The sequence below is a fragment of the Sphingobium sp. ba1 genome (genome assembly GCF_000743655.1).
Lineage (GTDB): Bacteria > Pseudomonadota > Alphaproteobacteria > Sphingomonadales > Sphingomonadaceae > Sphingobium.
Genome location: NZ_JPPQ01000083.1, coordinates 50,278 through 74,524, shown reverse-complemented (window position 1 = coordinate 74,524; position 24,247 = coordinate 50,278). Strand labels below are relative to the sequence as shown.

21 protein-coding genes and 1 pseudogene are annotated in these 24,247 nt (G+C 63.3%); 9 read left to right on the top strand and 13 right to left on the bottom strand.

Annotated elements, in window-relative coordinates:
• From IL54_RS19665 to IL54_RS19655, 3 genes are all read left to right on the top strand, one after another.
• Nucleotides 1-1,297 (top strand): sensor histidine kinase (locus IL54_RS19665; RefSeq protein WP_076605628.1); only part of this gene is annotated, 1,297 nt, incomplete at its 5' end.
• Nucleotides 1,287-1,910: a response regulator transcription factor gene (locus tag IL54_RS19660; protein ID WP_037479756.1), complete on the top strand. Its 624-nt coding sequence runs from the start codon at nt 1,287-1,289 to the stop codon at nt 1,908-1,910. The genes IL54_RS19665 and IL54_RS19660, both read left to right, overlap by 11 nt.
• A gap of 81 nt (nt 1,911-1,991) precedes the next feature.
• Nucleotides 1,992-2,399, top strand: a complete 408-nt coding sequence (locus IL54_RS19655; protein WP_016743851.1) for a response regulator — start codon at nt 1,992-1,994, stop codon at nt 2,397-2,399.
• A 62-nt stretch (nt 2,400-2,461) separates the two neighbouring features.
• On the opposite strand, the pseudogene IL54_RS25975 reads toward IL54_RS19655, so the two are convergent.
• A pseudogene (locus IL54_RS25975) lies at nt 2,462-2,764 on the bottom strand (CorA family divalent cation transporter); the annotation flags it as partial.
• A gap of 611 nt (nt 2,765-3,375) precedes the next feature.
• Nucleotides 3,376-4,206, bottom strand: a complete 831-nt coding sequence (locus IL54_RS19645) for an SDR family oxidoreductase (protein WP_037479754.1) — start codon at nt 4,204-4,206, stop codon at nt 3,376-3,378.
• Between the two features lie 69 nt (nt 4,207-4,275).
• Here IL54_RS19645 and IL54_RS19640 point away from each other — a divergent pair, with 69 nt between their 5' ends.
• The 4 genes from IL54_RS19640 (at nt 4,276) to IL54_RS19625 (ending at nt 9,729) form a co-directional block, all read left to right on the top strand.
• Nucleotides 4,276-4,842, top strand: a complete 567-nt coding sequence (locus IL54_RS19640) for a TetR family transcriptional regulator (protein ID WP_015449258.1) — start codon at nt 4,276-4,278, stop codon at nt 4,840-4,842.
• A 738-nt stretch (nt 4,843-5,580) separates the two neighbouring features.
• Nucleotides 5,581-8,283, top strand: a complete 2,703-nt coding sequence (locus tag IL54_RS19635; protein ID WP_037479752.1) for a TonB-dependent receptor domain-containing protein — start codon at nt 5,581-5,583, stop codon at nt 8,281-8,283.
• A gap of 10 nt (nt 8,284-8,293) precedes the next feature.
• Nucleotides 8,294-8,998, top strand: a complete 705-nt coding sequence (locus tag IL54_RS19630) for a PepSY domain-containing protein (protein WP_004213138.1) — start codon at nt 8,294-8,296, stop codon at nt 8,996-8,998.
• Nucleotides 8,995-9,729, top strand: a complete 735-nt coding sequence (locus tag IL54_RS19625; RefSeq protein WP_004213137.1) for a PepSY domain-containing protein — start codon at nt 8,995-8,997, stop codon at nt 9,727-9,729. The genes IL54_RS19630 and IL54_RS19625 overlap by 4 nt, the downstream gene beginning before the upstream one ends.
• Nucleotides 9,730-9,732: 3 nt before the next feature.
• On the opposite strand, the gene hutC is transcribed toward IL54_RS19625, so the two are convergent.
• The 9 genes from hutC to IL54_RS25110 form a co-directional block, all read right to left on the bottom strand.
• Nucleotides 9,733-10,422, bottom strand: coding sequence for a histidine utilization repressor (hutC, locus tag IL54_RS19620; protein WP_230588639.1), 690 nt, complete (start codon nt 10,420-10,422; stop codon nt 9,733-9,735).
• A 191-nt stretch (nt 10,423-10,613) separates the two neighbouring features.
• The gene (locus IL54_RS19615) at nt 10,614-11,051 is read right to left on the bottom strand and encodes a DUF411 domain-containing protein (RefSeq protein WP_004213035.1); all 438 of its coding nucleotides are present in this window, start codon (nt 11,049-11,051) and stop codon (nt 10,614-10,616) included.
• Nucleotides 11,052-11,119: 68 nt separating this feature from the next.
• The gene (locus IL54_RS19610; protein WP_037479750.1) at nt 11,120-12,361 is read right to left on the bottom strand and encodes an MFS transporter; all 1,242 of its coding nucleotides are present in this window, start codon (nt 12,359-12,361) and stop codon (nt 11,120-11,122) included.
• Complete coding sequence (locus IL54_RS19605) at nt 12,355-13,341, bottom strand: copper resistance protein B (protein ID WP_193378910.1); 987 nt, start codon at nt 13,339-13,341, stop codon at nt 12,355-12,357. The genes IL54_RS19610 and IL54_RS19605 overlap by 7 nt, the downstream gene beginning before the upstream one ends.
• Nucleotides 13,338-15,044 (bottom strand): copper resistance system multicopper oxidase, encoded by a 1,707-nt coding sequence (locus IL54_RS19600; protein ID WP_015449263.1) that lies wholly within the window; start codon nt 15,042-15,044, stop codon nt 13,338-13,340. The genes IL54_RS19605 and IL54_RS19600 overlap by 4 nt, the downstream gene beginning before the upstream one ends.
• Nucleotides 15,045-15,069: 25 nt before the next feature.
• Nucleotides 15,070-16,095 (bottom strand): alcohol dehydrogenase AdhP, encoded by a 1,026-nt coding sequence (gene adhP / locus IL54_RS19595; protein WP_037479749.1) that lies wholly within the window; start codon nt 16,093-16,095, stop codon nt 15,070-15,072.
• Nucleotides 16,096-16,121: 26 nt separating this feature from the next.
• Nucleotides 16,122-17,642, bottom strand: a complete 1,521-nt coding sequence (locus IL54_RS19590; protein WP_015449264.1) for an aldehyde dehydrogenase family protein — start codon at nt 17,640-17,642, stop codon at nt 16,122-16,124.
• Nucleotides 17,643-17,894: 252 nt separating this feature from the next.
• The gene (locus IL54_RS19585; RefSeq protein ID WP_004212674.1) at nt 17,895-18,224 is read right to left on the bottom strand and encodes a hypothetical protein; all 330 of its coding nucleotides are present in this window, start codon (nt 18,222-18,224) and stop codon (nt 17,895-17,897) included.
• A gap of 147 nt (nt 18,225-18,371) precedes the next feature.
• Complete coding sequence (locus tag IL54_RS25110) at nt 18,372-18,773, bottom strand: hypothetical protein (protein WP_015449265.1); 402 nt, start codon at nt 18,771-18,773, stop codon at nt 18,372-18,374.
• Nucleotides 18,774-19,171: 398 nt separating this feature from the next.
• On the opposite strand from IL54_RS25110, the gene IL54_RS25105 reads away from it, so the two are divergent.
• Both IL54_RS25105 and IL54_RS19570 read left to right on the top strand, forming a co-directional pair.
• Nucleotides 19,172-19,393, top strand: a complete 222-nt coding sequence (locus IL54_RS25105) for a hypothetical protein (protein ID WP_037479748.1) — start codon at nt 19,172-19,174, stop codon at nt 19,391-19,393.
• Between the two features lie 621 nt (nt 19,394-20,014).
• On the top strand, nt 20,015-21,481 hold the full coding sequence (locus tag IL54_RS19570; protein ID WP_037479746.1) for a multicopper oxidase family protein: 1,467 nt from the start codon (nt 20,015-20,017) through the stop codon (nt 21,479-21,481).
• A gap of 1,331 nt (nt 21,482-22,812) precedes the next feature.
• Here IL54_RS19570 and istB read toward each other — a convergent pair.
• Nucleotides 22,813-23,619 carry an IS21-like element helper ATPase IstB gene (istB, locus tag IL54_RS19565; RefSeq protein ID WP_165890053.1) on the bottom strand — a complete coding sequence of 269 codons (807 nt, stop codon included), beginning with the start codon at nt 23,617-23,619 and terminating at the stop codon, nt 22,813-22,815.
• Between the two features lie 20 nt (nt 23,620-23,639).
• On the bottom strand, nt 23,640-24,247 hold a 608-nt coding region (locus tag IL54_RS19560), incomplete at its 5' end, for a Mu transposase domain-containing protein (RefSeq protein ID WP_443211405.1).

Here is a 24,247-nt window from a genome sequence, read left to right as displayed (position 1 = left end):
CCTGGCGGCCGCCCTTCACGAAGGCACGCTGGAGCGCGAAGCGTGGCGGGTCTGCGAGAACGGAGCGGAGTATCTCGCGCGCCTGACGATCAGCGCCCTGTTCGAAGGCGACGCACATCGAGGCTTTGCCTGCATCAGTCGCGATGTCACCGACGAGGCGGCGGTCCGGGCGTCAATCGAGACCCGCGAGCAGCATCTCCAGTCGATCCTGGCGACCGTCCCCGATGCGATGATCATCATCGACGAGACCGGCGACATCACGTCGTTCAGCGCGGCCGCCCAACGCCTGTTCGGCTATTCGGAAACCGAGCTCGTCGGCCGCAACGTCTCCTGCCTGATGCCCCAGCCCGATCGCGACCGGCATGACGAATATATCGCGCATTATCTCCAGACCGGCGAGCGCCGGATCATCGGCCTCGGCCGCATCGTGGTCGGCCAGCGCCGCGACGGCTCGACCTTCCCGATGCAGCTGTCGGTTGGCGAGGCCGGTGAAGACGGGCAGCGGTTGTTCACCGGCTTCATCCGGGATCTCACCGCCAAGGAGCAGGATGAGCTCAGGCTCAAGGAACTGCAGGCAGAGCTGGTCCATGTCTCCCGGCTGAGCGCGATGGGCACGATGGCCTCGACCCTCGCGCATGAGCTCAACCAGCCGCTTGCCGCGGTCGCGCTCTATCTCGAGACGATCCGCGACATGCTCGACGAGCGGGACGACGAACCCTTCGTGTCGCTACGGTCGGTGATGGATGATGCGGCACAGGAAACGCTGCGGGCCGGCCATATCGTCCGGCGCCTGCGCGATTTCGTCGCCCGCGGCGAGGTCGACAAGAGCCTCCACGATCTGCCGCAGGTTGTCGCCGAGGCGAGCGAGCTCGCGCTGGTCGGTGCACGCGAGCGCGGCATCCGCAGCTTCTTCGCGGTCGATCCCGCCGCGACGCCGGTTCTCGTCGACAGGGTGCAGATCCAGCAGGTGCTGGTCAACCTGATGCGCAACGCCATCGAGGCGATGGCGGCGTGTCCTGTTCGCGACCTCAAGGTAGCGACCAGGTTGCGCCCTGACGGGCTGATCGAGGTGACCGTGGAGGATACCGGCCCCGGCATCGCCGACGAGGTCCGGGAGCAGCTCTTCACGGCGTTCAAGTCGACAAAGGCCGACGGCATGGGCCTCGGCCTTTCGATCTGCCGGACCATCATCGAAGCGCATGGGGGCCGTATCTGGATGGAGCGCCCCGACCGCGGCGGCGCGCGCTTTCATTTTACCTTGATCCATGCGCGGGCGGAGGAGGAACATGGGGGATAGACGCGTCATCCATCTGGTCGACGACGAGGAGAGCATCCGCAAGGCGGCGAGCTTTGCGCTCAAGACCGCGGGCTACGACGTCGTGACCTATGCCTCGGGCGTGGAGTTTCTCAAGGAGGCGAAGTCGGCGGCCGTCGGCTGCGTCATCCTCGACGTGCGCATGCCCGAGATGGACGGTCTCGAGATTCAGGCCGCCATGGCAGCACGCGGGGTCAATATGCCGGTCATCGTCCTGACCGGCCATAGCGACGTGTCGGTTGCGGTGCAGGCCATGAAAGGCGGCGCGGTCGACTTTCTCGAGAAGCCCTTCGAGAAAGCCGCCCTGCTCGGCGCCGTCAGCCGCGCGTTCGCGCGTCTCGACGATGTCGACCTTCGCACTCTGGAAACCTCTGAAGCCGGCGTGCGGGTCGCTGCACTGACGCCCCGGGAGCGTGAAGTGCTGGAAGGGCTGGCGAACGGCCTGCCCAATAAGACGATCGCCTATGACCTGGGCTGTTCATCGCGAACGGTCGAGGTCCATCGCGCGAGCCTGATGGCCAAGCTCGAGGTCCGCAATTTGTCCGAAGCCCTGCGGATCGCCTTTGCCGCGGGCATGGGCCGCAAGCCGAAGTGACTGCGACCTCTACGTAGCGACGGGACGAGGCGCGATATGCGATCGATGGTGCAATCGTCACACGGGTGTCCGCTTCTCGCAATGCCATCGGTCCGTTCCACTCAGCATGATGGCAGATACACCATCCTCGTCTCCGACGACGATCCCGGCGTGCGGCGTGGCCTCCAGCTGCTGCTGAGATCGCGCGGCTATGCCGTGTGGGGATATACGACCGGCCACGCGCTGTTGGCCGACCCCCGCGCGAAGGAGGCAGACTGCGTCATCCTCGACTATCGCATGCCCGACATCGACGGATTCGCGATGCTGCGTCACCTTCGCGAGATCGGATGGTCGGGACGCGCGATCATGATCTCAGGCTTTCATGACACGCTGCTGGCCTCGCGGGCCGCTGAGGCGGGCTTCGATCATGTTCTCGCAAAGCCGCTGATCGGCAGGGCTTTGCTCGAAGCGTTGGACCGGCACCGCATCGAGACGCTTCGAAAGCATTGAATTGTGGCGGCCGGCCCCCGGCAGCCTCAGCCCGGCGCGATGTGGAAAGCCGATCTGCGCCGTCAAAGCCAGTGGCTACGTTTGAACCGGATGTAGAGCCCAATGCAGACCGCAGCGATGACGCCGAGGATGACGAAATATCCCCATTGCGTCTTCAGTTCGGGCATATTCTCGAAATTCATGCCGTAGATTCCGGCAATCGCGGTAGGCACCGCGAGGATCGCAGCCCGGGCGGCAAGCTAACGGGTGATCGCACCTTGGCGCTGCTGTTCGAGCAGGTGACTCGCCTCGAACACCGAGATCAGGATGTCGCGGATGCCGGTGATGGCGCTCTCAACCCTGAGCATGTGATCGTCGAGCTTCGAAATCTGGTGGCCGTTGTCGGCACCTTCCATGGCAAGCGGGTGAAGGCCGTAATTCCCGGCGATGTCGGCAAGTTCTGTTTCGCTGGGCTGGGACATTTTGATCCACACGAAGTCATCCTTGCCGACGTGCTCGCACGCCGGATCGATCAGGGTCGCCGGCCGTAGCCGTTTGCCATTGTGACAAAGAACGGCGGCGGCGACCGGAAGCCGTGTGCCTCGCCTATTGAGACGCGCGCACAAACACTCGTCATTCTTCAAGCCCAATCGCAGGAAGAAGAAGGCGGCGCGCAGCAATTCGAGCGAGAGCTTATAGAAAATGCGGCGGAGCGTTGGGTTTCGCAGAAGGCCGCTCCCGTTCATGACGCGCGTGGCTGGGCGGCGCGCTGCCACATCAAGGGCACGCAGACTGCGAAGGTCTGCGCACCCTTGATTGGCGACCGCGAGGGTTTTCCTCTCTTGCGATGGTACCAAGCGATTGCCCGTGTGGCGCCTCTGCAATCGTGTCGGATGACTATACCTAAGTATCGGATAACGGCGCTGACGACAGGGTTGCCGGGCCCCGGTGAGGCGCGTCGCACCGCGCGGAGACGAAAGCTGGAAGACGGAAAAGCTCAACTGTCGAAAGCGACCGAGCGCGCGAGCGCTTCCTGGGACTGCAGAAAGGCGAGCCGCGATTGCAGCGCCGCCTGGACAACGCCGAAAGCGTCACCCCCCAGAGTCACGCGCAGCGGCGGATGGTCGCTGGTTGCGACATCAACGATCGCTTGCGCGATCTTTTGCGGGTCGAGCGTGTAGAGCTCGTTTCCGGCGGTCTCGAACATCTTGCGGATATGGCCGGCGGGCGTATCGCGATACGCGGCGATCTCGCTGGCGAATTGCAGATTGTGGCTGAAGCTGGTGCGCGCCCCGCCCGGCTCGATCAGTGTCACGAACAGGTTGAAGGGTTCAAGCTCCTGGCGGAGGCATTCGCTGAAGCCCTCCAGGCCCCATTTGGCCACATGATAGAGACTGCTCGTCGGAAGCGAGCCCTGACCACTAGCGCTGGAGATCTGGATGATCCGGCCGCTCCCGCGCAGCCGCATGGCGGGGACAAAGGCGCGGGTGATGTGGATGGGCGCCATGAGATTGAGCGCGATCTGGCCTTCGACCTCGGCGTCCGACATCTCTTCGGTGGCGCCGATCACGCCGCCGCCGGCGTTGTTGACCAAAATATCGACGGGTCGACGCGCCTGCGCCCGGGCCACGACCGCAGCAATATCGTCCTTGACCGTGACGTCGAGCGCTTCGACGCGCAGCTGGCTCGGATATTTCGCCGCGAGATCATCGAGGCTTTCGGGCTTGCGGGCCGTCGCGGTAAGGTCGTCGCCAGCGGCCAGGATCAGTTCGGCCAGATGGCGGCCGATGCCGCTGGACGCGCCCGTGAGAAACCAGTGATTGGACATATGTTACTCCATATATTACCAACTGGTAGGTAACTTGAAACCTGGAATGCGTCAATGCTTGGAGGTGTGATGAAGCAACGAACCCGGCGGAATGCCGCACAGAGCCGCGAGACGCTCCTGGCTGCAGCGACCGAGGAGTTCGCGTCCCATGGGCTGGCGGGCGCGCGGATCGACCGGATTGCGCAGGCGGCGGGTATCAGCAAGCCGATGCTCTACACCTATTTCGGGGACAAGGAGGCGCTCTTCGATGCCGCGCTGACGCAGGAAGTGATGGACGCGGCGCAGGCCGATCGCTTCGATCCCAATGATCTTGAGGGTTATGCGGGGCGCACCTATGACTTGCTGGTCGAACGCCCGCGCCTGTGGAGGCTGCTGACCTGGCATCATTTGGAGCGTGGCCAGGATGTTCTGATGCTCCCGGCCGGCGAGGTCCTTCTCGGGGAGAAGCTGGACGGGATCGCAGCGGCGCAGGCCGAGGGGCGGATCGTCGCCGACTTCACGCCCCTGGATGTCGTCCGGCTTGTCGCCGCCCTCACCCAGCTCTGGTGCATGACCGGAGCTGCACGCGACGCTGCCGAGCACGCGGCGCGCCGGGCGACGATCATGCGGGCGGTGGGGCGACTGCTGCGCGTGTGATCGTGCGAGGCGCGAGCTGCACGCCCGCGCGCCGACCGGGACACAGCAAGCATTTTTCGCAACCTGCCGTACTGCCCAGCGGCAAAATCAGGGCGGCTCATGCACAAGCCGGCCCGTCGGCTCCGCGGATGCGATCGACGTTCGAGGACTGCGCCGCCACTGCCGAACCGGATTGGATCATCGCCAAGTGACCCAGTGGCTGCGCGACGATCTCAGGTCGCCGGACTCGTCGCACGACGTTTCGTCAGGAGTCGTTTCATCTGCCTCAAAAGGCGAACCTGCGGCTCAATCCGGAAGAAGGCGCGACACATCCAGGAAACGAGGATCAAATGCGGTCCGCATCGGTATTACTTTCCCTGGCGCGTGCAAGCTCAGCAAAGGACTAATGTTCCCGGAGCATCTCTAGCGCTATACCTAGGTATATCACGCCGACACCAATAACATGTGATCATGCCGCTTCGCATTCTTGCCGGCCAAATGTCCCGATCATCAAATCGAAGCGTGCGAGGCTGTATTACGATATGATATTCTATCTCCTATCTCAGCAGCTTTGCAAATGAGCGCTCGCAAAAATATCTCTTCAGTCATGAGGGTTCGACGTCTGGCGTGCGTATTATAGCTATATCTATATCTAAATTTCACGAGAATAAGGTATTGGAAAAACAGGAAAAATACTGTTGACCTGTATATACAACTGATGTTGTCTGTGGCTGTTCTAAAACGTCAGGGGGATTGCACATGACCATCAGGATGGCCCTGCTCGGCAGCGCCGCCATCGTCGCGGGCTACGCCGCGCCGGCTCTCGCTCAGGCCGATCCGACACCGCAGCCAAAAGCACAAGTCCTGGGGGATGACAGCGACATCGTCGTTACCGGCTCACGAATCCGTCGGCAGGATCTGGCCGGGGTTGGACCGGCCACCGTGGTCACCGCCGAGCAGATCCAAAATACCGGCATCGTCAATATCGAAACCGCCTTGCAGCGTTTGCCGGCCAATGCCGGCTTCGCGGGCAACCAGACATCGGCCTACTGGACCAACAACGGTTATGGCACTGCTCAGGTCAATCTGCGCGGCCTCGGCATCAAGCGCACACTCGTGCTCCTCAACGGCCGACGCCTCGTCGCGGGCGGCACCGGCGCCAATTCCTCACCCGATCTCAACATGATCCCGGTCGTGGCGCTGGCACGCACCGATGTCCTCAAGGATGGCGCGTCCGCTATCTACGGGGCCGATGCCATGGCCGGCGTGGTCAACCTTGTCACGCGCACCGATTATGAAGGCCTGGGTCTCAGCGTCCGACAAGGCATTACCGAGCGCGGCGACGGCTCCGATCTCACCGCGGACCTACTTTGGGGCATTCGCAACGATCGTGGCGGGTTCATGGCAGCAGTCACCTACCAGAAGACCAGCGCCGTCAACATGGCCTCGCGTGCGCCCTGCTCGCTCGCTGAAACGACGCCGGGCTCGCTGAGCTGCGTCAACAGCGCCTCGACGATCGGCGGACGCGCGGTGCTGCCCAACGGCCAACAGATCAACTTCAACCAGGTACCCGGAGGGAACGGGAACTTCTACGAGCCTTACAGTCCCGCCAAGCACAACTTCAACTCGAACCCGTTTCTCAATGCGGTCAGCTCAGTCGAGCGCGTCAGCACGGCCTTCTTCGCGGACTATGCGCTGACCGACGGTATCCAGGCGTTCGGCGAGTTCCTCTATACGTTCCGCAAGTCGAATCAGATCGCGACACCCGGCACGCTGCGCAATCTCTCGATACCAGCCAGCAATCCGACCAATCCGACCGGCCAGAACCTGGTCCTGGCCCAGCGCCGCCTCGCCGAACCCGGCGCGCGCCACTTCTTCCAGGAGACCGATACCTGGCAAGGCACCTTCGGGCTGCGCGGCAAGCTGGCGAACGACTGGGCCTGGGAAGTCGCGGGCAGCTTCGGGCGTAACACGGCCGTCGACGGCTCGACCAACATCGCCAATCTCGAGCGCGTCGCGAACACGCTCGACAGGAGCAAATGCTCCAGCACGGCGGGCGCGGCCATCCCCTGCGGTGACTATCTTGGGTTCGGAGACCTGACACCTCAGGTTCTGGATTATATTCTGTTCACCTCGCGCGATCGCGGAGGCAACGAACTCGGCACGGTCACGGCTGACCTCAACGGCGATCTCTTCTCCCTTCCAGCCGGCGCGGTGTCCTTCGCCACCGGCGTGGTCTATCGGCGCGAAAAAGGCTGGCGCGATCCCGACCCGTTGACGGTGCTCGGCGTGGCGAACGTCAATCAGCAGGATCCTATTTCGGGCTCGAGCACCGCCAAGGAAGCCTATCTCGAGCTATCGGTGCCGGTGCTTGCCAACACAGCTTTCGCCAAGGCGCTCACGCTCGATGGCGCAGTCCGCTACTCAGACTATAATCTCTTCGGGAGCGACTGGAATTACAAGCTCAGTGCCGACTGGGTAGTCAATGACAGCATCCGTCTGCGCGGCACTTATGGGACGGGCTTTCGCATTCCCAACGTGCCGGAGCTTTTCGGCGGCGTCTCGGAAGGCAATCTGACCACGACCGATCCCTGCTCGCGCTACACCTCCAGCGGCAACGTGACCTTGATCGCCAATTGTCAGGCGTCCGGTGTGCCGGCCAACTATACGCAGCTCGGCACCACGATCCTCACCACAGTGGGCGGTAACCAGAGCCTTCGGCCCGAAAGCTCCACGACCTGGACCGTTGGTACGGTGATATCGCCGCGCGGCATCATCCCAGGGTTGTCGCTGACGGCAGACTGGTTCGACATCAAGATCAAGGACGCGATCCGGGCCATTCCCGGCTCGACCAAGCTCGCAGTCTGCTATGCGAGCCAGAACCTGTCGCACCCGTTCTGCAGCGACTTTACGCGCAGCGCGCTGACCGGCGAGGTCACTTACCTCTCCGCCCAGCCCATCAACACCGGCCGCGAGGAGATGAATGGTCTCGATCTGGGTCTGGTGTACAGTGGTGCGGTGGGCGAGGTGAAGATCTCCTTGGATCTCAACATGACCTATCTCAACAAATATGTCGTAAACCCCTTCCCCGGCGGCGCGCCGATCTATTTCGACGGGTTTATCGGGGGCGGCAATGGCGGCTATCCGAATTGGCGTGGTTATGGCGTGCTGACGGCGGAAAAGGACGGCATCAGCGCGACCTGGTCGACACAATGGATCGGCAAGGCGACCGACTTCAACGCATCGGCCGGCGACATCGGCTACCGCACGCCGAACGTCTTCTACCACAATCTTCAGCTTGCCTTCGCGATCGACGAGAAGACACGTTTCCAGATCGGGGCCGATAATCTGTTCGACCGCAAGGCGCCCTATATCCAGAGCTTCACCGATGCCAACACCGACACGATGACCTATGATCTGCTCGGACGGCGCTTCTACGCCGGCTTCCGAACCGCGTTCTGAAGGGCAGCACATGGCAATTCGCTGGCCTTTGGTCATCCGCCGGACGCACAAGTGGCTGGCCCTGATCGTCGGCGTCCAGGTTCTGCTCTGGACGCTGACCGGCTTCTATATGGTGGCCGTCCATATCGACATCATCCATGGCGACGATCTGGTCCGCCCACCGGTCGTCGCCCCCATCGACCTTGCGAGCTTCGTCCCGCCGGCGCGGATTGTTCAATCGGCTCCCGACGCGTCCGAGATCCGCCTGCAACGGTTCATGGATCAGCCCGTCTGGCGCGCGCAAACCCCGGGTGGTCCAAGACTCTTCGATGCAGGTTCGGGACAGCCCATCCCCGATTTGAGCGAGGCACAAATCCGCGCCGCCGCTCGGCGCATCTACAGCGGCACCGGGGACATCGTCGCAGCCCGGCTGCTGACGACGGCGCCACTGGAAATGCAGGCGCGCAAGCCTCCCTATTGGCAGGTCGAATTCGATGCCTGGAACCGGCCAACCCTGTATCTCTCTCCGCAGACCGGTGAGCTGATCTCGCGCCGCCATGCGCTGTGGCGCGTGTTCGATTTCGCGTGGATGCTGCACATCATGGACTATGACGATCGCTCCGACGTCAACAATCCGCTGCTGCGCGTGGCGACCTGGAGTGCCCTTGCCATGGCGCTGGCCGGGGCTTGGCTGCTGCTTTGGTCGTTCCCGCGGCGCAGGAAGAAGAAGGCATGAAGAAAATCCGGTTCACCCCGCTCTTTTTTCGGCGCATCCACAAATGGGTCGGCCTGATCCTGGGCGTGCAGTTTCTCCTTTGGGCTCTGAGCGGCTCGATGATGGCCTTGCTCGATCAGGAGAAGGTCGGCGGACACAGTGCGCAGGCCAGCCATCAGCACGCCCTACCTGCCGGTGACTATATTGCGCCGGCAAAGCTCGCTCTTGATGGTCCCGTGCTCGGCATCGCCTTGCGGTCCCTTGCCACACGCCCCGTCTACGAGCTTCGATCCACCACGGGCACGCGGCTAATCGACGCGACGAGCGGCGCCCCGGTTCGGGTCGACGAGCAGGTCGCGCGCGACGTCGCGACGATGGTGAATGAAGCACCGATCCGCAAGGCAACGTTGCTCGCCGAACCGAATGTGGAAGCGCGCGAGCACGAAGGCACCATGTGGCGACTGGATTTCGCGGACGCAGAGAACAGCAGCGCCTACATCTCCGCCGACACCGGCCGATTCCTGGTCATGCGCGGCGACACATGGCGCACCTGGGATTTCTTCTGGATGCTCCACAATATGGACTATGTGAACCGCACCAGCTTCAATCACCCGCTGATCGTCTTCGTTGCGTTCGGTACTTTGTGGCTGTCGGGGACGGGCTTCTACCTGCTGTTTAAGAGCTTCAGTCGCGCCGACGTGCGATGGTTGCGGCGCAGGCGCAAATCGGCCGTCAAGTTGGGCGCGGGCTGATCGCTAGGTCCCAACAGAAAAAGCCGCCGATAGCTCGAACCGATTGCCCGGGTGCGTGAGCCAAGCGTGCGATACGAGACGTCCGCGACTCCAGGTTCTGCGCGTCATCATTAGCACTGGTTCTCCTTCAGCGAGGCCCAGCATTGTTCGCATGGCTGTATCCGGCATCGCCGCGCACACCCGGTGCTCTACTCGCTCGAGCGGGGCAACACGTGTCAGATATTCATTCGGCGTCGAGGCGCTGAAATCCCTCTCTCCGTAGCGTGGCGCAGCAGATGCCAGCACAAAGCGCTCCTCGACCTGAATTGGGAATTCGGTCTCGTGATGGACGATAAGCGAATGGAAGAGGCGCGTGCCCAAGCCGACTTCCAGCAGAGCTGCCCTTTCCGCATCAGCCCGTATCTCGATATTATAAATGACGCGCGCGCGATAGGCGTGGCCCCTGCCGCGCACCTCCTCCGCGATGTTGCGGATCTCGATCAGCTGCCCGATCGGCCGGGGCTCGGCGACAAAGCTGCCCCGCCCCGCCCGCCGTACCACGACACCGGCCGATTGCAGTTCCCGCAACGCCCGGTTTGCGGTCATGCGCGAGACTTTGAACGTCTCGACGAGCTCGGCCTCTGACGGCGTCTGGTCGCCGGGCTTCAGGCGACCTTCCCGGATGTCCTCGAAAATGCTGTCTTTGATCGCCACATAGCGAGGTTGCTTCTCCGCACCGGCAGCGTCGACCGCGGGTTCGCCCACAGAAGCAGCTTTCGCCCGGGGAGCGGATGCGCGGCTATGGGGGCGAGCGGGAGCATGCATCAAATGACTATACAGGTGGGGGCGAGCAAGTCCCAGTCATTCAAACAGGAAATCACCAGCGAGAGCCGAGGCGTGCGTGATCAATGCCGCGCGAAGACCTTCTGGCCCGAACTGCCGAACGACACCACCGCATAGGGTTGGCGGGCGGCGCCTGCCACTTCCATGCCCTCCGAGCCGATCGGCATCCCCGCCACCGCAATGCCTCTGACGCCTACGGGACGGGTTGCCAGCAGGCGCTTGATATCGGCGACCGGGACATGGCCCTCGATCAGATAGCCATCAACCATCGCGCTGTGGCAGGATGCCAGCGTGCCCGGCATGCCGGCCCTCCGCTGAAGCGCCCCGCGCGACGCATCGTCGCGCATGACGACCGTGCGGCCCAGCTTCGCGCGAAGCGCCTGGGCCCACTTCTCACAGCATCCACAACCCGGGTCCCGGTGGACGACGACATCATTCGCCGCAAGCGCTGCGCCGGGCAGGGCGAGGAACAGCAAGGCGGCAGAAAGACGGGTCTTCATGAACGGCTCCCGGAAGCATGCGATAGGGTTCCTAATGATCTATACGCATTGATGCCCCCTACCCCTCATCACGCTGAAGATTTCACGATGGCGCGCGGCCTCCAGGCGAGCGGCAAGGACACAAGCAGCGTCAGCGACAGACCACCAATCCCCCACAAGACTAAGTGCTGCGCCCCGGGAGCGACGACGGCGATCGCCAGCGGCGCGAGCGCCTGCCCGATGCTGGCGGCGGAATGCTGGAGACCGAGCTTCAGACTCGAAGGGGCTGCCGCACCGCTGATCCAGAAGCTGGTGACCAATCGAAGGGTTGCCGAGCTCCAGCCGGCAGCAACGATGATCCCACTGAGTTCGGCCATGCTCGCGGCGACAGGGAACAGGAAGAGCGCCGCAGCCAGCAGGCCGAGCGTCAGCCCCGCAAGCCGCCTCGGCATGGTCACCAGCCAATCGAGCCTCGCATGGAAGATCTGTGCTGCCAGCATGCCCAATCCGCAGAGACTGAGCATCCAGGCGATCTCTTCGCGGCTCAGCGAAATGACGCTCCGCGTCACCAGGAGATTGACATGCATCGCCGCCAGCCCGCCGCCCGCGACGATCGTGACGAAAAGCAGGATCAGCGTCGCGCCGAGCGTCGGCGCGGGCAGGTCTCCGCCATCGATGCAAGGTGCACACCAGCGCGGCAGACGCACGGCGCAAAGCGCCGCCCCGACGGCACCGATGCCGAAAGCGAGGATCATGAGGGGAGCGCGGGGCAGGATCGCGGCCGAGACCTCCGCCACCAGCGGACCGGCGAGATCGCCCAGAAACAAGAAGGCGGTCAGCCAGGTGAAGCGCCGCGCCTGGTCCGCGCGCTCGTTTGCGGCAAAGCTCGCGCAGAGCAAGCCCAACGGTATGATGGCGGCCGACGCCATCCCCGCCACCAGGCGCAATGCATAAAGCTCAGGCAGCCCGACGAGGCCGATCGGCGCGGTCACCAGGGCGAGGATGACCAGCGCTGCGCGCAACATCGCCCGATAGTCGACCCGGTCCGCGATCCAGCCCCAGAGCGGCGCCGCCAGCAAGGCTGCCAGGGGATGGACCGCGGTCAGGCTCGCGACATGAAAATCATGAGCGCTTGACGATAGCGCGCCACGAGCCGGGTCGACCAGTGCCGGAAGGAAGGCGAGAATGGCCGTCTGTCCCGCCGACGCCGCAGCCGCCGCGAGCAACAAGACGAAAAAGGAGGCCGGCCAGCGACCGTTGGCTTGCGATCCAGCCTTGTCACGCGGCGCGTTCGCGGTCGACCCCTCGAGTGGCCATCCGCGGATCACCACCAGGCGCGCAAGCCGATCACCAGCCTGTGTTCGGAAGGCCCTTCCCCGCGCAGGCGACGGAAATCGGCCGTGCCGTCAAATGCGCGCTCCCAGACGAAGCCGATATAGGGCGCGAACTTGCGCGACACCTCGTAGCGCAACCGTCCGCTCAGCTCGACATTGCTGAAGCCGCTGCCGAGCTGCCGATCGCTCGACCGCTTCGAATAGATATTGGTCTCCACCTGCGGCGTAAGGATCAACCGATTGGTGAACAGGACCTCATAGGAGGCCTTGGCGCGCGCCGCGAGACGCCCATCGGTTCCTACATAGCCGGTGAGCTGGACGTCGAACCAATAAGGCGCCAGTCCCTCGACGCCGGCGGCCAGCCATGTCGTCGCGCCCTTGCCGAGATCCTGCCTGACCCCGATCAGCGTGCCCCAGAACGGGTTCTTGCTGTGCCACCACAGCGCCTCGACGCTGCTCTCCGGATCGAGACGTTGGTCGCGGGAGTTCTTGAGGCCCTGGCTGCGCAGCCAGAGCTTGTCATTGTCCTGACCCTTGGTGACGAGCACGGTCCAACCCACGCCCTGACCCTCGTTGCCGCTGGCGAATTCGAGCTCATCGACAAGTATCTTGGGGATCGAGAGCTTGTCGGCCATCTCATAGCCCGGCAGCGTCGAGTTGCGATAGCCGTCGGCATAATCGTCCGAGTTGCGCGCGTCCGGCGGGGCCTTGCCACCCTGCATCGAGCCCATCTCCATCGTGGCGCCGTTACCGGACGCCTTCGTGTCGGTCATATCCATGCCCGGCATGTCCATGCCCGCATGGTCCTGAGAGCCTTGCGCGGAAGGGGTGTGCTGAGCGGGAGTGGCCGTTTGGGCAGGGGTGGCGGCGGGCGACGGGGGCGAGGCATCCTGCGCGAGGGCGGGAGCCGTGATCGCCGGCGCCAGGAAGAGGGCAGCGCCAAGAGCGATGCCGCGCGAGGGGAAAATCCGGATCATGCGACCACCACCTCCCGGAACATGCCGGCCGCCATGTGATAGAGCAGATGGCAGTGGAAGGCCCATCGGCCCATGGCGTCGGCGGTGACGCGGAAGCTCACCCGCTGGGCGGGCTGGACCACGACCGTATGCTTGCGGACCTGGAAGGCGCCGTCCGGGCCTTCGACATCGCTCCACATGCCGTGCAGATGCATCGGATGCGCCATCATCGTGTCGTTGACGAAGGTGACGCGCAGCCGCTCGTTTGGCTTGAAATGAAGCGGCCTGGAATCGTTGAGCTTGATGCCGTCGAGCGACCAGATGAACCGTTCCATATTGCCCGTCAGATGCAGCTCAATGTCGCGCTCGGGCTCGCGCGGGTCGGGATCGCCGCCCGGCGTGCGCAGATCGGCCAGCGTCAGCACGCGCCAGCCGCGCCCGCGCAGCCCGGCGCCGGGATCGTCGAGATTGGTGCGCGGATAGTCGACGCGCATGTCGGTATTGGCGCCATATTCGGTGCGGGCGTGCCGTGCCCTGGCCGGCATCTCGGTCATGCCGTGCCCGGCATGCGCGTCGCCTCCCATTGCGCCCATCGTCGCCATCGCGCCCATCATGTCGACCGGCTCGAGCCAGGTCCGGGCATCGAGCGGCGGCACGGCTGCCGCCATGCCCGGGGCCGGTGCGATCGTGCCACGCGCATAGCCGCTCCGATCGATCGCCTGCGCGAAGATGGTGCGGGCGCCGCCCTCGGGCATGGTGAACTCGACGTCGTAGGTCTCGCCCGGGCCGATCCGGAATTCCTCGACCGTGACCGGCTCGACCGGCTGCCCGTCGGTCGATACGACCGTCAGCTCGACCCCGGGGATCCGCACGTCGAAGAACGTCGCCGTCCCCGCGCCGACGAAGCGCAGGCGCACGCGCTCGCCGGGCGCGGCGATACCGGTCCAGTTGCCGGCGGGCGGCGCGCCGTTCATCAGATAGGTGTAGGTCGCGGCAGAGACATCGCTGTAGTCGGTCGGGTTCATCCGCGAGCTGTTCCACATCCGCCGCCGCTCGAGCGCCTTGCCCAAGCCCATGGTGCCGACATCCTTGAGGAAATCGCCGGCGGTCGGCTGCGCAAAATTATAGTAGCTGCTCTGCTTCTTGAGATTGAGGAAGATCTGCAACGGCGGCTCGTCCGACCAGTCGCTGAGCACGATGCAATAGTCGCGATCGGGCGCCCGCGCCGTCGGCACCTGTTTTGGCTCCACGATGATCGCTCCATAGAGTCCCGTCTGCTCGGCGAGCGTGTGAGCGTGATACCAGTAGGTTCCGCTCTGGCGGACCTCGAAGCGATAGGTGAAGGTCTCGCCCGGCGCGATGCCGGCAAAGCTGATGCCGGGCACGCCGTCCATCTCCGCCGGCACGATGATGCCGTGCCAATGGATGCTCGACATCTCCTTGAGGCCGTTGCGTACGCGCAGCGTGACCGTGTCGCCTTCGCGCAGGCGCAGGACCGGCGCGGGCACGCTGCCGTTCACGGCGGTCGCGATACGGCGTTTGCCGGTGAAGTTGACCGGCAGCTCGGCGATCTCGAGGTCGAACTCGGTCCCGCTCAGCTCAGCGGGCAAGGTTGGTGCGGATCGCGCGAGAAGCGCCGGGGCGAAACCGGCGACCGCGCCGCCGATCGCCAGCCCCTGGACGAAACGGCGCCGCGCGATCGGCCGGATATGTAAGGGAGACATGAACTGTACTTTCGCGAAGTCGGCTTCAGGCGAGGTCGAGGACGATCCGGCCCTCGATGTCGCCATGATGCATGCGGGAGAAGACGTCGTTGATGTTCTCGAGCCTGTCCGCATGGACCGTGGCCTTGACCTTGCCCTCGCCGGCGAACGCCAGTGCCTCGAGCAGATCGAGCCGCGTGCCAACGATCGAGCCTCGCACGGTAATGCCGTTCAGCACGGTGTCGAAGATCGACAACGGGAAGTCGCCCGGCGGCAGGCCGTTGAGCGCGACCGTGCCGCCGCGCCGGACCATGCCGAGCGCCTGCTGGAACGCCTTGGGCGAAACGGCGGTCACCAGCGCCCCGTGCGCGCCGCCAATGGCTTTCTTGAGCGCTGCCGAAGGGTCCTCGTTGCGCGCGTTGACCGTCAGTGTGGCGCCAAGGCGTGTAGCGAGGTCGAGCTTGCTATCGTCGATGTCGACCGCGGCCACATTGAGACCCATGGCTCGGGCATATTGCACCGCCATGTGGCCGAGCCCGCCAATGCCGGAGACGACCACCCACTCGCCGGGTCGGGCCTCGGTGGCCTTCAATCCCTTGTAGACGGTGACGCCCGCGCAGAGGATCGGCGCAATGTCGAGGAAGTCGACATTGTCGGGAAGGTGACCAACATAGTTGGGATCGGCGAGGACATATTCGGCAAAGCTGCCATTGACCGAATAGCCGGTGTTCTGCTGTTCGTGGCAAAGCGTCTCCCAGCCACCCAGGCAATGCACGCAGTGCCCGCAGGCGGTGTAGAGCCAGGGCACGCCGACCCGGTCGCCTTCCTTCACATGGGTGACGCCCGCACCGACGGCGGCGACATGCCCGACGCCTTCATGGCCGGGAATGAAGGGCGGGTTGGGCTTGACCGGCCAGTCTCCTTCTGCCGCGTGCAGGTCGGTATGGCACACGCCGGTTGCCGCAATCTTGACCAGGATCTGCCCGGGGCCGACCGTCGGGATCGGCGCCTCCTCGATGACCAGGGGCTTGCCGAATTCGCGGACGACCGCCGCCTTCATGGTTTTCGCCATGTCCGTTTCTCCTTTTAAGCGGGGGGTCAGAATAGGCCGAGCGCGTGCTCGTCATAGGAGACGAGCAGATTCTTGGTCTGCTGATAATGATCGAGCATCATCCGGTGGTTTTCACGCCCGAAGCCCGATGCCTTGTATCCGCCGAAGGCGGCATGGGCGGGGTACTGATGATAGCAGTTGGTCCAGACCCGCCCGGCCTCGATCGCGCGGCCGAGCCGGTAGGCGGTGTTGCCGCTCCGGGTCCAGACGCCCGCGCCAAGACCGTAGGCGGTGTCATTGGCAAGTGCGATCGCCTCCTCGACCGTCTTGAACGTGGTGACCGACAGGACGGGACCGAAGATCTCCTCCTGGAAGATGCGCATGTGGTTCTGACCCACGAACACGGTCGGCTGCACGAAATAGCCCTGGTCGAGCGCACCGCCCGGCAGCGCCCTGGCGCCACCGACCAGACACTGCGCGCCCTCGGCCTTGCCGATATCGATATAGCCCAGGATCTTGTGGAGCTGGTCCTCCGACGCCTGCGCGCCGACCTGGACCGACGGGTCGAGCGGATCGCCCTGGCGGATCGCGGCGACGCGCGCCACGGCGCGCTCGATGAAGCGGTCGAAGATCGACTCATGGATCAGGGCGCGCGACGGGCAGGTACAGACCTCGCCCTTGTTGAAGGCGAACAAAGTAAAGCCTTCGAGCGCCTTGTCGAAGAAGGCATCGTCCTCGTCGAGCACGTCCGCCATGAAGATGTTGGGCGACTTGCCGCCAAGCTCCATCGTCTGGGGGATCAGATGGTCCGCCGCGGCGTGCATGATCTGCTTGCCGGTGACGGTCTCGCCGGTGAACGAGACCTTGGCGATGCGCGGATTGGCGGCGATCGCCTGGCCAACGGTCCGTCCCGGGCCGGTAACGACATTGAGCACGCCGGGCGGCAGGATGTCGGCGGTGAGCTCGGCGAACATCAGCAAGGTGAGCGGCGTCTGGGATGCGGGTTTGATGACGGTGCAGTTGCCCGCCGCCAGCGCCGGGGCGATCTTCCACGCCGCCATCAGCAGCGGGAAGTTCCACGGGATGATCTGGCCGACGACGCCGAGCGGCTCGCGGAAATGATAGGCGATGGTGTCCGCATCGATCGTCGAGATGCCGCCTTCCTCCGCCCGGATGCAGCCGGCGAAGTAGCGGAAATGGTCGATCGCGAGCGGCACGTCGGCAGCGCGCGTCTCGCGGATCGGCTTGCCATTGTCGATCGTCTCGGCAAGTGCCAGCAACTCCAGATTGTCTTCGAGCCGGTCGGCGACGCGATTGAGAATCCTGGCGCGTTCGGCGGGCGCGATCCTTGCCCATTGATCCTTGGCGGCGTGCGCCGCATCGAGCGCGCGCTCGACATCTTCCGGCGTCGACAGCGCGAACTCTGCGATCTGGGCGCCATTGATCGGGCTCGTGTCGGCGAAATACTCGCCGCCCGCAGGAGCGCTCCAGCGGCCTCCGATGAAATTATCATAGCGGTGTCGGAAGGAGGCCGCCGCGTTAATGGTCCCGATCGCCTTCTCGAACATAACCTGACTCCATCTCTATCGATGGCCTGACGGAGTAATCTCTTTGCCCGGGTGGCCTATAAGTAAGTTCCGCAGAAGGTAGTCTGGTATCGGGGTCGCGGGCTTGAGGGTCAGACACGCCAACAGAGCCGATGACTATTCATCGACTCCCGAACCTATTCGCGCACGCCTGATCGGAATTATGCCGAGACAGGCGTTACTCGGCCGAGTCTTCTTTTGGCGAGGGCGGCGCTTGGCATTCCAATTCTGGCGTTACGCCCGGACGCGCTTTAGGCTCACCCAATCGCCTTTCTGAAGCGTCCCGTCCCTCACGCGGAAATGAGCATAATGGTCGTCGAAAATCTGGTCGACTTCGACATGACCGACAAGACGGCGGTGGCGCGGCGTTGCGTGATAGACTTCGAGTATCTGCCCGATGTGCGCGCCATCGGCCTTACCCAGGCAGGCCACTGTGCCGCCAGCATCCATACGGACGATCTTGCCGCGCATGAACAAGCTATGGCCGATACCCTGTGCGAGGAGCGGCGTGCTGCCAAAGAGCAGAAAGCCAACAGCAGCACCGACGCCAAGATGTTTTCGCATCGCTGTTTCCTCTGTCAAGTCAGACGCTCGGACCCGGTTTTGAAAGCTGGGAGCACGGGGCGACGCTGGGCATCGTCAAAGAACTGGCCCGCCGCGGGGGAACGGCGGGCCCTCAGCCCCTGGGGTCTGTTCTCGGGGCTGGAAACCTCACATGTCGCTCATCGGCTTGTCGGCCATGGGCTTGGCGGTCTTCTTCTTCGCCGCCGGCTTGGCCTTCTTCATCGGCATCTTGCAGCAGCCACTCTTCGCCTTACCGGCCATGCCCGAGCCGTTCGATGCAGGCGAGCCGCCGGACATGCCGGCCATCCCCGACATGCCCTGTTGATCCTGCTGGGCCGGTTGCCCCTGCTGCTTCTGCGCGCCGGCCTGATGATCCTTCATCATCTGATCGTGCATCTGCTGCCCGCCATGATCCATGCCCTGCTGGTGGGCATGGGCCGGCGCAGCCTGCGCGGGCGCGGGCGTCGACTGGGCGAGAGCGGTGCCGGCGGCGAAGGTTAGCGTCGCGAAGAGGCTGACGGGCGCCGCGAGAAATGTCGTCTGTCGCATTGAGGGTCTCCGAGTGTTCTTCCTGTTGCCCGATCGACGTTCCGATCCCGGCAATTCCGAAGCTTCAATGCTGCTAGCGAGACGCAGTCTGTATACGTAACTTACGAATCCGCTTTTGATCGCGACAAGCATGCGCGGGATCGTGCGGGGTGGACCATGGTCCAAGGTCAAGCCAATTCATGATCCCGCTTGATGGCGGCCGGCAGCGAAGTGCAAAAACCAATTGGCCCGCCGTGGGAGAACGGCGGGCCAAAGCTGCGGTTGAAACAGGCCACGGTCGTTGGCCACCCCGCCTCGTGGTCGGAGCTGGCTTAATTGCAGGGTCAGCAACCGCCCCGCGACCTATGCAACATGCGGGAGGCTCCGTCCTGGGTCCCCATCTCCCGCGTAGCGATCCGATGGTCCTGCATCATCTCACCGGGCATCCGCACTTCGCGGTGTCGCATGCCTTGCATCTGGGCCGTGTCGGACCGAGCCGGCGCCGGCTTCGCCTTGAGCGTCTGTTCAAGGTCGGGCATGCCCGGCGGCATCCCATCGGCGAGAACTGGCCCGGCGCCGACGGCAAGGACGCCAAAGGCTGCGAGCGAAGCGATAATCGCTGCTTTCTTGCGCAAATATGATTCCTTCAAGTCTGAGTTTCAGTTCGACCGGACACATGCCCGGTCGATTCTCGCTCCCCAGGGAGCTTGCCGTTGAGATGGTATCGGCCTGGAGGTGGCAGTATACGTAATTTGCGAAGCTGGCGGTCAGCCTGCAATGTCAGCTTTAGTTCGGCTACTAGCAAAAGCTGGGCGCGGATGACCGAAGACGGCGGCCATCAAAGCCTCCGCCTAGCCCGAGCACTGGAAAGCGACGCCGCCTGCTGCAGTGGCGAACAGCGAAACGTAAATCGCACGCCGCTTTTGCTTCGGCGCGATCGTGGCAAGGCCCACCGCCGAACCAGCCACTCGGACTGGCCCAGGCTAAATTGTCGGAATAGACGCTCGCTCGGATCGGTGCCGCAGTGATTGAACGCTCGCCTGGCTGATTATTGATCAACTGGCGAGGGCCGCAACCAGCTTAGAAGGGCAATTTTGTCTTCCCAGAGGGGGCGGGCACAAAAGCGATCGGTTCGGGTATTACGGATATTGCCCTCCCGCGCGCCCTTTAAGGGAAGAGCGGCGCTTCGCCTCGGTGGATCTCATCGGATCGAGAAAAGCGCGTTTGCGTCAGTTTCACGATTGCTCAGGAGGGGCTTCGAAATGACTTTTCTGAGCCGGCGAACTGTCTTGGCGGGCGGAGGCCTCCTGCTGGGGGCGGCATGCACGCGCAGATTTGCGACGCCGGACCAAGCAGGCACGCTGCCCATTCCTCGCCTGTTAGATGCACGCGACCATGGGCAGAGAATTGGACTGAGGGCGCAGGAAGGGGAAACCACTTTCTTCCCAGGGCGGCGGAGCGCCACCATGGGATACAACGGAAGCTATCTCGGCCCGACTCTGCGGGTACATCGCGGGGACGACGTGACGGTGACTGTCAGCAACAATCTGTCTGCTGATACCACGGTTCACTGGCACGGGCTGCTCGTACCGGGAGAGCTGGACGGCAGCCCCCACCAGACCATTAGTCCAGGCGAGACTTGGCGTCCGACGCTGCCGATCCGTCAGCCGGCGGCCACTCTCTTTTATCATTCGCATGCACATGGCCGAACGGCGGAGCAGGTCTATGCAGGCCTAGCGGGATTGCTTTTCGTCACCGACGAGGAAGAGCAAGGTCTCGGTTTGCCTTCGGATTACGGCGTCGACGATCTACCAATCTTGATCCAGGATCGGCAGTTCGTGGATGGCCGTCTGGTGTTACCGGCGGGCATGATGGTGGCGCTGGACGGGAGGCGGGGCAACGTTATTCTCGTAAACGGCGCGTACAACCCGCGAGCAGACGTTCCCAGAAGCTTAGTGCGGCTGCGGCTTGTAAATGGTTCGAATGCCCGGACTTACGATCTTTCGTTCAGCGACGGACGAGCCTTTTATTGGATCGGCACCGAGGGCGGCCTTTTGGAAAAGTCCGTCGAATTGCAGTCCCTCACTCTGGCCTCCGGTCAGCGGGCTGAGATCTTGGTGGACTTCAGCGATGGCAAACCGGTCTCGTTGGTATCGGCTCCGGACCAAAGCACCCTCAGGGTGCATGGCATGGGCATGATGCATCGGCACGAGGCTAGCGAAAACAACGCAGGGAATGAAACTGTCCTCACATTTTCACCGCGCTTGGCATCGAGTAAGCGAGGTAGCACCACGCTTCCGCTCCTCCTGGCGTCCCGCGCGGTGCCAGATCCGGCGACGGTCGTCGCACGGCGACGTCTGGTGCTCAACATGAGGCTGGGAGGTATGATGGATAGCGACGAAGAGCCGCTAACGATCAACCACAGGCGATTCGATATTGATCGCATCGATGAGGAAGTCGAGCTTGGCGCCGTCGAGATATGGAAAGTCTCCGGGCAGAAAATGGCCCATCCCTTCCACATTCATGGAGTGCACTTCGACGTGCTACGTCGCGATGGCGAGGAACCAGATCTTCTTGATCAGGGGCCACGTGACACCATCGTCGTGGACGAACCGGTCGAGTTATTAATCCGCTTCGACCAGCCTGCTTCAAAAGCGCCCTTCCTGTTCCATTGCCATATCCTGGAGCACGAGGACGAAGGCATGATGGGTCAGTTTTCCGTGACGTAGTGGGAACAACTCAAGAAGCGAAATCCTGCATATGCCAATAAGGGGGCAATGCTCGACGTGTGACTTCGAACTCCGCTCTCGTTTTTGTTCCCTTTTCGGGCTTGGGCCAGAACGTTTCGCACATCTCGATCGAAGGCATTCGATCATCCCGGACACTTGTGCATCACATGACGAACCCTGCGGTTCGTCACGGCCACCAGGCGCCGCGGGCCGCGCTCTATAATGACCATACGCTTGTCGGGCCGTCCCGCGGCCGCTGTCAGTACTCGCGGCAATGAGTAATAGATGGTATCGCCGCGTTCATACCACTTTCCTCCGCCAAGCGGCGTCTGGTCAGGCAATCGGATTTCGCTGTAAGATCCGTTGCGATTAAGAACCCAGGCCATCCCCGACTTACAGCCGGATCGGCCATCAAATGACCAGACACCCGCGAGCTTGGTGGTCGAGGTATCTTCCCCTGCGGGAACGACCCTGGCCGGCGAAGGTAGCGTTGGCACAGTGAGCGCGGCGAAAATCGCCCAGATGGAACACGACCACCGTGTGAAAGTGAGCAGCCGGCATCGATATAACCCGTTAAGCGCGATCGTCATACTGTTCCCTTCCGATCCACACTCACTCCGCTGCGAGCTTCGTTGGTTGCCCTGGGCAGACTATGCCGACCATCTGCCGGTGGTAATGCGTATTTGTCGCTAGACAGAAGAGACGCCTGCGATGGCATCTGATCGCAGATCGCCCAGGACAAGGCAGCCGGCGCAGAACTTGGGATGACGGTGATCGTCTCATGCGCAGTGCAAGCGAGCAACCACATGAGCGGTAACGGGGGTGACGAGTTCGCTTCCGGACGAGGAAAAGGTGACCAGGTGACCTTCATTCTATCCCGACATGTTGGTTTGGACGCTCAAGCCGGGTGCCGAGGCGGAGGCATATAGGCCCGCCCGATGTACTAATCGCAAGCGACCGGTTTTCGGTTCTGATGCTCTTGCGCCCCAGTCAACCGACCGATCGCCATTCGTATATATCACAATTTCGCGGGTCGTTCGCCCCAGATAGGGTCAGAGCAGGTTCGAGTCGTGGAGGGGACGCCAGGCCGAAATGCCGGTTGTTCCCGCTGTCCTAGCCGCCACGAATTCGATGGAGATCCAAGGCAAGAGGAGCATTTGATGTCAGCCGCTTCAGCATTTCCAGCTCTGGCGCAGGCGTCCCCCCGACTGTCAACGGCGGTCGGATTTTAGGCCAGCATGGCGGAGTAAAAGCAGGCCAGTGAATGTGGCGCGGATGATATGCAAAGGGCCCCGATCGGGGCCCTTTGCATATTGGCCGTTTTCGGCATTTCAGTCGGGCGTGGTGGCCTGGTTTTGGTCCGCCCCGGCGGTGCGGCGGCGGCGGGCAGACTGCTTGAGCCGGTAGCTGTCGCCATTCATGGCCAGGATGCTGACGTGGTGGGTAAGGCGATCAAGGAGCGCGCCAGTCAGCCGCTCAGAGCCCAGGACCTGGGTCCAGTCCTCGAAGGGTAGATTTGAGGTCACGATCGTGGAGCCGCGCTCGTAGCGCTGGGAGAAGGTTTCGAACAGCAGTTCGGCCCCCGTCGGCGAGAGCGGGACATAGCCCAGTTCATCGACAATCAGCAGTTTTACGGCGGCAAGTTCGCGCTGCATCCTCAGGAGCCGCTTTTCATCGCGGGCCTCCATCAACTGGTTCACCAGGGCGGCAGCGGTGGTGAACAGGACGCTGAAGCCCTTCTGGCAGACGGCCAAGCCCAGGGCGAGCGCTACATGGGTTTTGCCTGTCCCGCTGTTGCCCAGCGCGATGATGTTTTCCCGCCGCAGGATATACTCGCAACGCGCCAGTTCGAGCACGAGCATCTTGTTGAGGCTGGGGATGGCCGTGAAGTCGAAGGTGTCCAGGCTCTTGACCGCCGGGAACCGGGCGGCGCGGATACGGCGCTCCACCGTGCGCCGCTCCCGGTCGATGAGTTCCAGCTCGATAAGGCGCAGAAGATAGCGGGTATGATCCACGCCATCGCGCGCACATTCCCGGGCCAGCTTCTCATACTCGCGCAGCACGGTGGGCAATTTGAGCTGCTTGAGATGATGCGCCAGCAGCACCTGCGGCGTGCCCGCCGTCGTGCCGATGGGCATCTTGTCATCCCCCGCCCGGCTCATGCAGCGATCCCCGGCAGCAGGCTGGCATAGTCGGCAGCGCGTGTGGTCTTGACCTCCATCCTGGGCAGGTGCGGATACGCTTCCAGGTCGAGCCGGGCGGGTCTACGCTCGATCCGCGCCAGTGCGATCTGCTTGACCGCATCGAAGCCGATAGCCCCGATGTGGATGGCCTCTTTCACCGCGAAGGTCACCACCTCCATCGGCATTGCCTCAAGCAGGCGCAGGACCTGAATGAACTCGCGCTTCCCCTTGTTGCCCATCCGCACCTCAAGGAGATGCCGCAGGTGCTGGAAGTCCTCCGGCAGGGTCCAGTCCTGAAGCGCGGCGGCCTGATCGAGCGCGCCTGGCTTGGTCTCGATCAGCGCTAGATAATGCAGCGGGTTTGCCACAAACATGGCCTCGCCATAACAGCGCGGATGACGGGCAATCTCCTCGCCCCCGCACAGGATGACAACCCGGTCGACGAAGCCCTTCACTACAACGTCCTGGAAGCCATAGCAGGTCGGCACCGAGTAATCGTTGGTGCGGTAGCGCACGAGCGCGGTCGAGGAGACGCGTGCCCCCTTGGTCTCGCATGGTTCGAACGTGCCGGCGGGCAGCGGGC

What these genes read in the sequence shown, in the direction of transcription:
- IL54_RS19625 (WP_004213137.1), top strand. Translation starts at nt 8,995, where the DNA reads ATGAAGAAAATCCGGTTCACCCCGCTCTTTTTTCGGCGCATCCACAAA.
- IL54_RS19600 (WP_015449263.1), bottom strand. Translation starts at nt 15,044, where the DNA reads ATGTCTCCCTTACATATCCGGCCGATCGCGCGGCGCCGTTTCGTCCAG.
- IL54_RS19630 (WP_004213138.1), top strand. Translation starts at nt 8,294, where the DNA reads ATGGCAATTCGCTGGCCTTTGGTCATCCGCCGGACGCACAAGTGGCTG.
- IL54_RS19605 (WP_193378910.1), bottom strand. Translation starts at nt 13,341, where the DNA reads ATGATCCGGATTTTCCCCTCGCGCGGCATCGCTCTTGGCGCTGCCCTC.
- IL54_RS19585 (WP_004212674.1), bottom strand. Translation starts at nt 18,224, where the DNA reads ATGCGAAAACATCTTGGCGTCGGTGCTGCTGTTGGCTTTCTGCTCTTT.
- IL54_RS19655 (WP_016743851.1), top strand. Translation starts at nt 1,992, where the DNA reads ATGCCATCGGTCCGTTCCACTCAGCATGATGGCAGATACACCATCCTC.
- IL54_RS19615 (WP_004213035.1), bottom strand. Translation starts at nt 11,051, where the DNA reads ATGAAGACCCGTCTTTCTGCCGCCTTGCTGTTCCTCGCCCTGCCCGGC.
- IL54_RS19640 (WP_015449258.1), top strand. Translation starts at nt 4,276, where the DNA reads ATGAAGCAACGAACCCGGCGGAATGCCGCACAGAGCCGCGAGACGCTC.
- IL54_RS19570 (WP_037479746.1), top strand. Translation starts at nt 20,015, where the DNA reads ATGACTTTTCTGAGCCGGCGAACTGTCTTGGCGGGCGGAGGCCTCCTG.
- IL54_RS19645 (WP_037479754.1), bottom strand. Translation starts at nt 4,206, where the DNA reads ATGTCCAATCACTGGTTTCTCACGGGCGCGTCCAGCGGCATCGGCCGC.
- IL54_RS25110 (WP_015449265.1), bottom strand. Translation starts at nt 18,773, where the DNA reads ATGCGACAGACGACATTTCTCGCGGCGCCCGTCAGCCTCTTCGCGACG.
- adhP (WP_037479749.1), bottom strand. Translation starts at nt 16,095, where the DNA reads ATGGCGAAAACCATGAAGGCGGCGGTCGTCCGCGAATTCGGCAAGCCC.
- IL54_RS19590 (WP_015449264.1), bottom strand. Translation starts at nt 17,642, where the DNA reads ATGTTCGAGAAGGCGATCGGGACCATTAACGCGGCGGCCTCCTTCCGA.
- istB (WP_165890053.1), bottom strand. Translation starts at nt 23,619, where the DNA reads ATGCCCATCGGCACGACGGCGGGCACGCCGCAGGTGCTGCTGGCGCAT.
- IL54_RS25105 (WP_037479748.1), top strand. Translation starts at nt 19,172, where the DNA reads ATGGTCCTGCATCATCTCACCGGGCATCCGCACTTCGCGGTGTCGCAT.
- IL54_RS19660 (WP_037479756.1), top strand. Translation starts at nt 1,287, where the DNA reads ATGGGGGATAGACGCGTCATCCATCTGGTCGACGACGAGGAGAGCATC.
- IL54_RS19635 (WP_037479752.1), top strand. Translation starts at nt 5,581, where the DNA reads ATGACCATCAGGATGGCCCTGCTCGGCAGCGCCGCCATCGTCGCGGGC.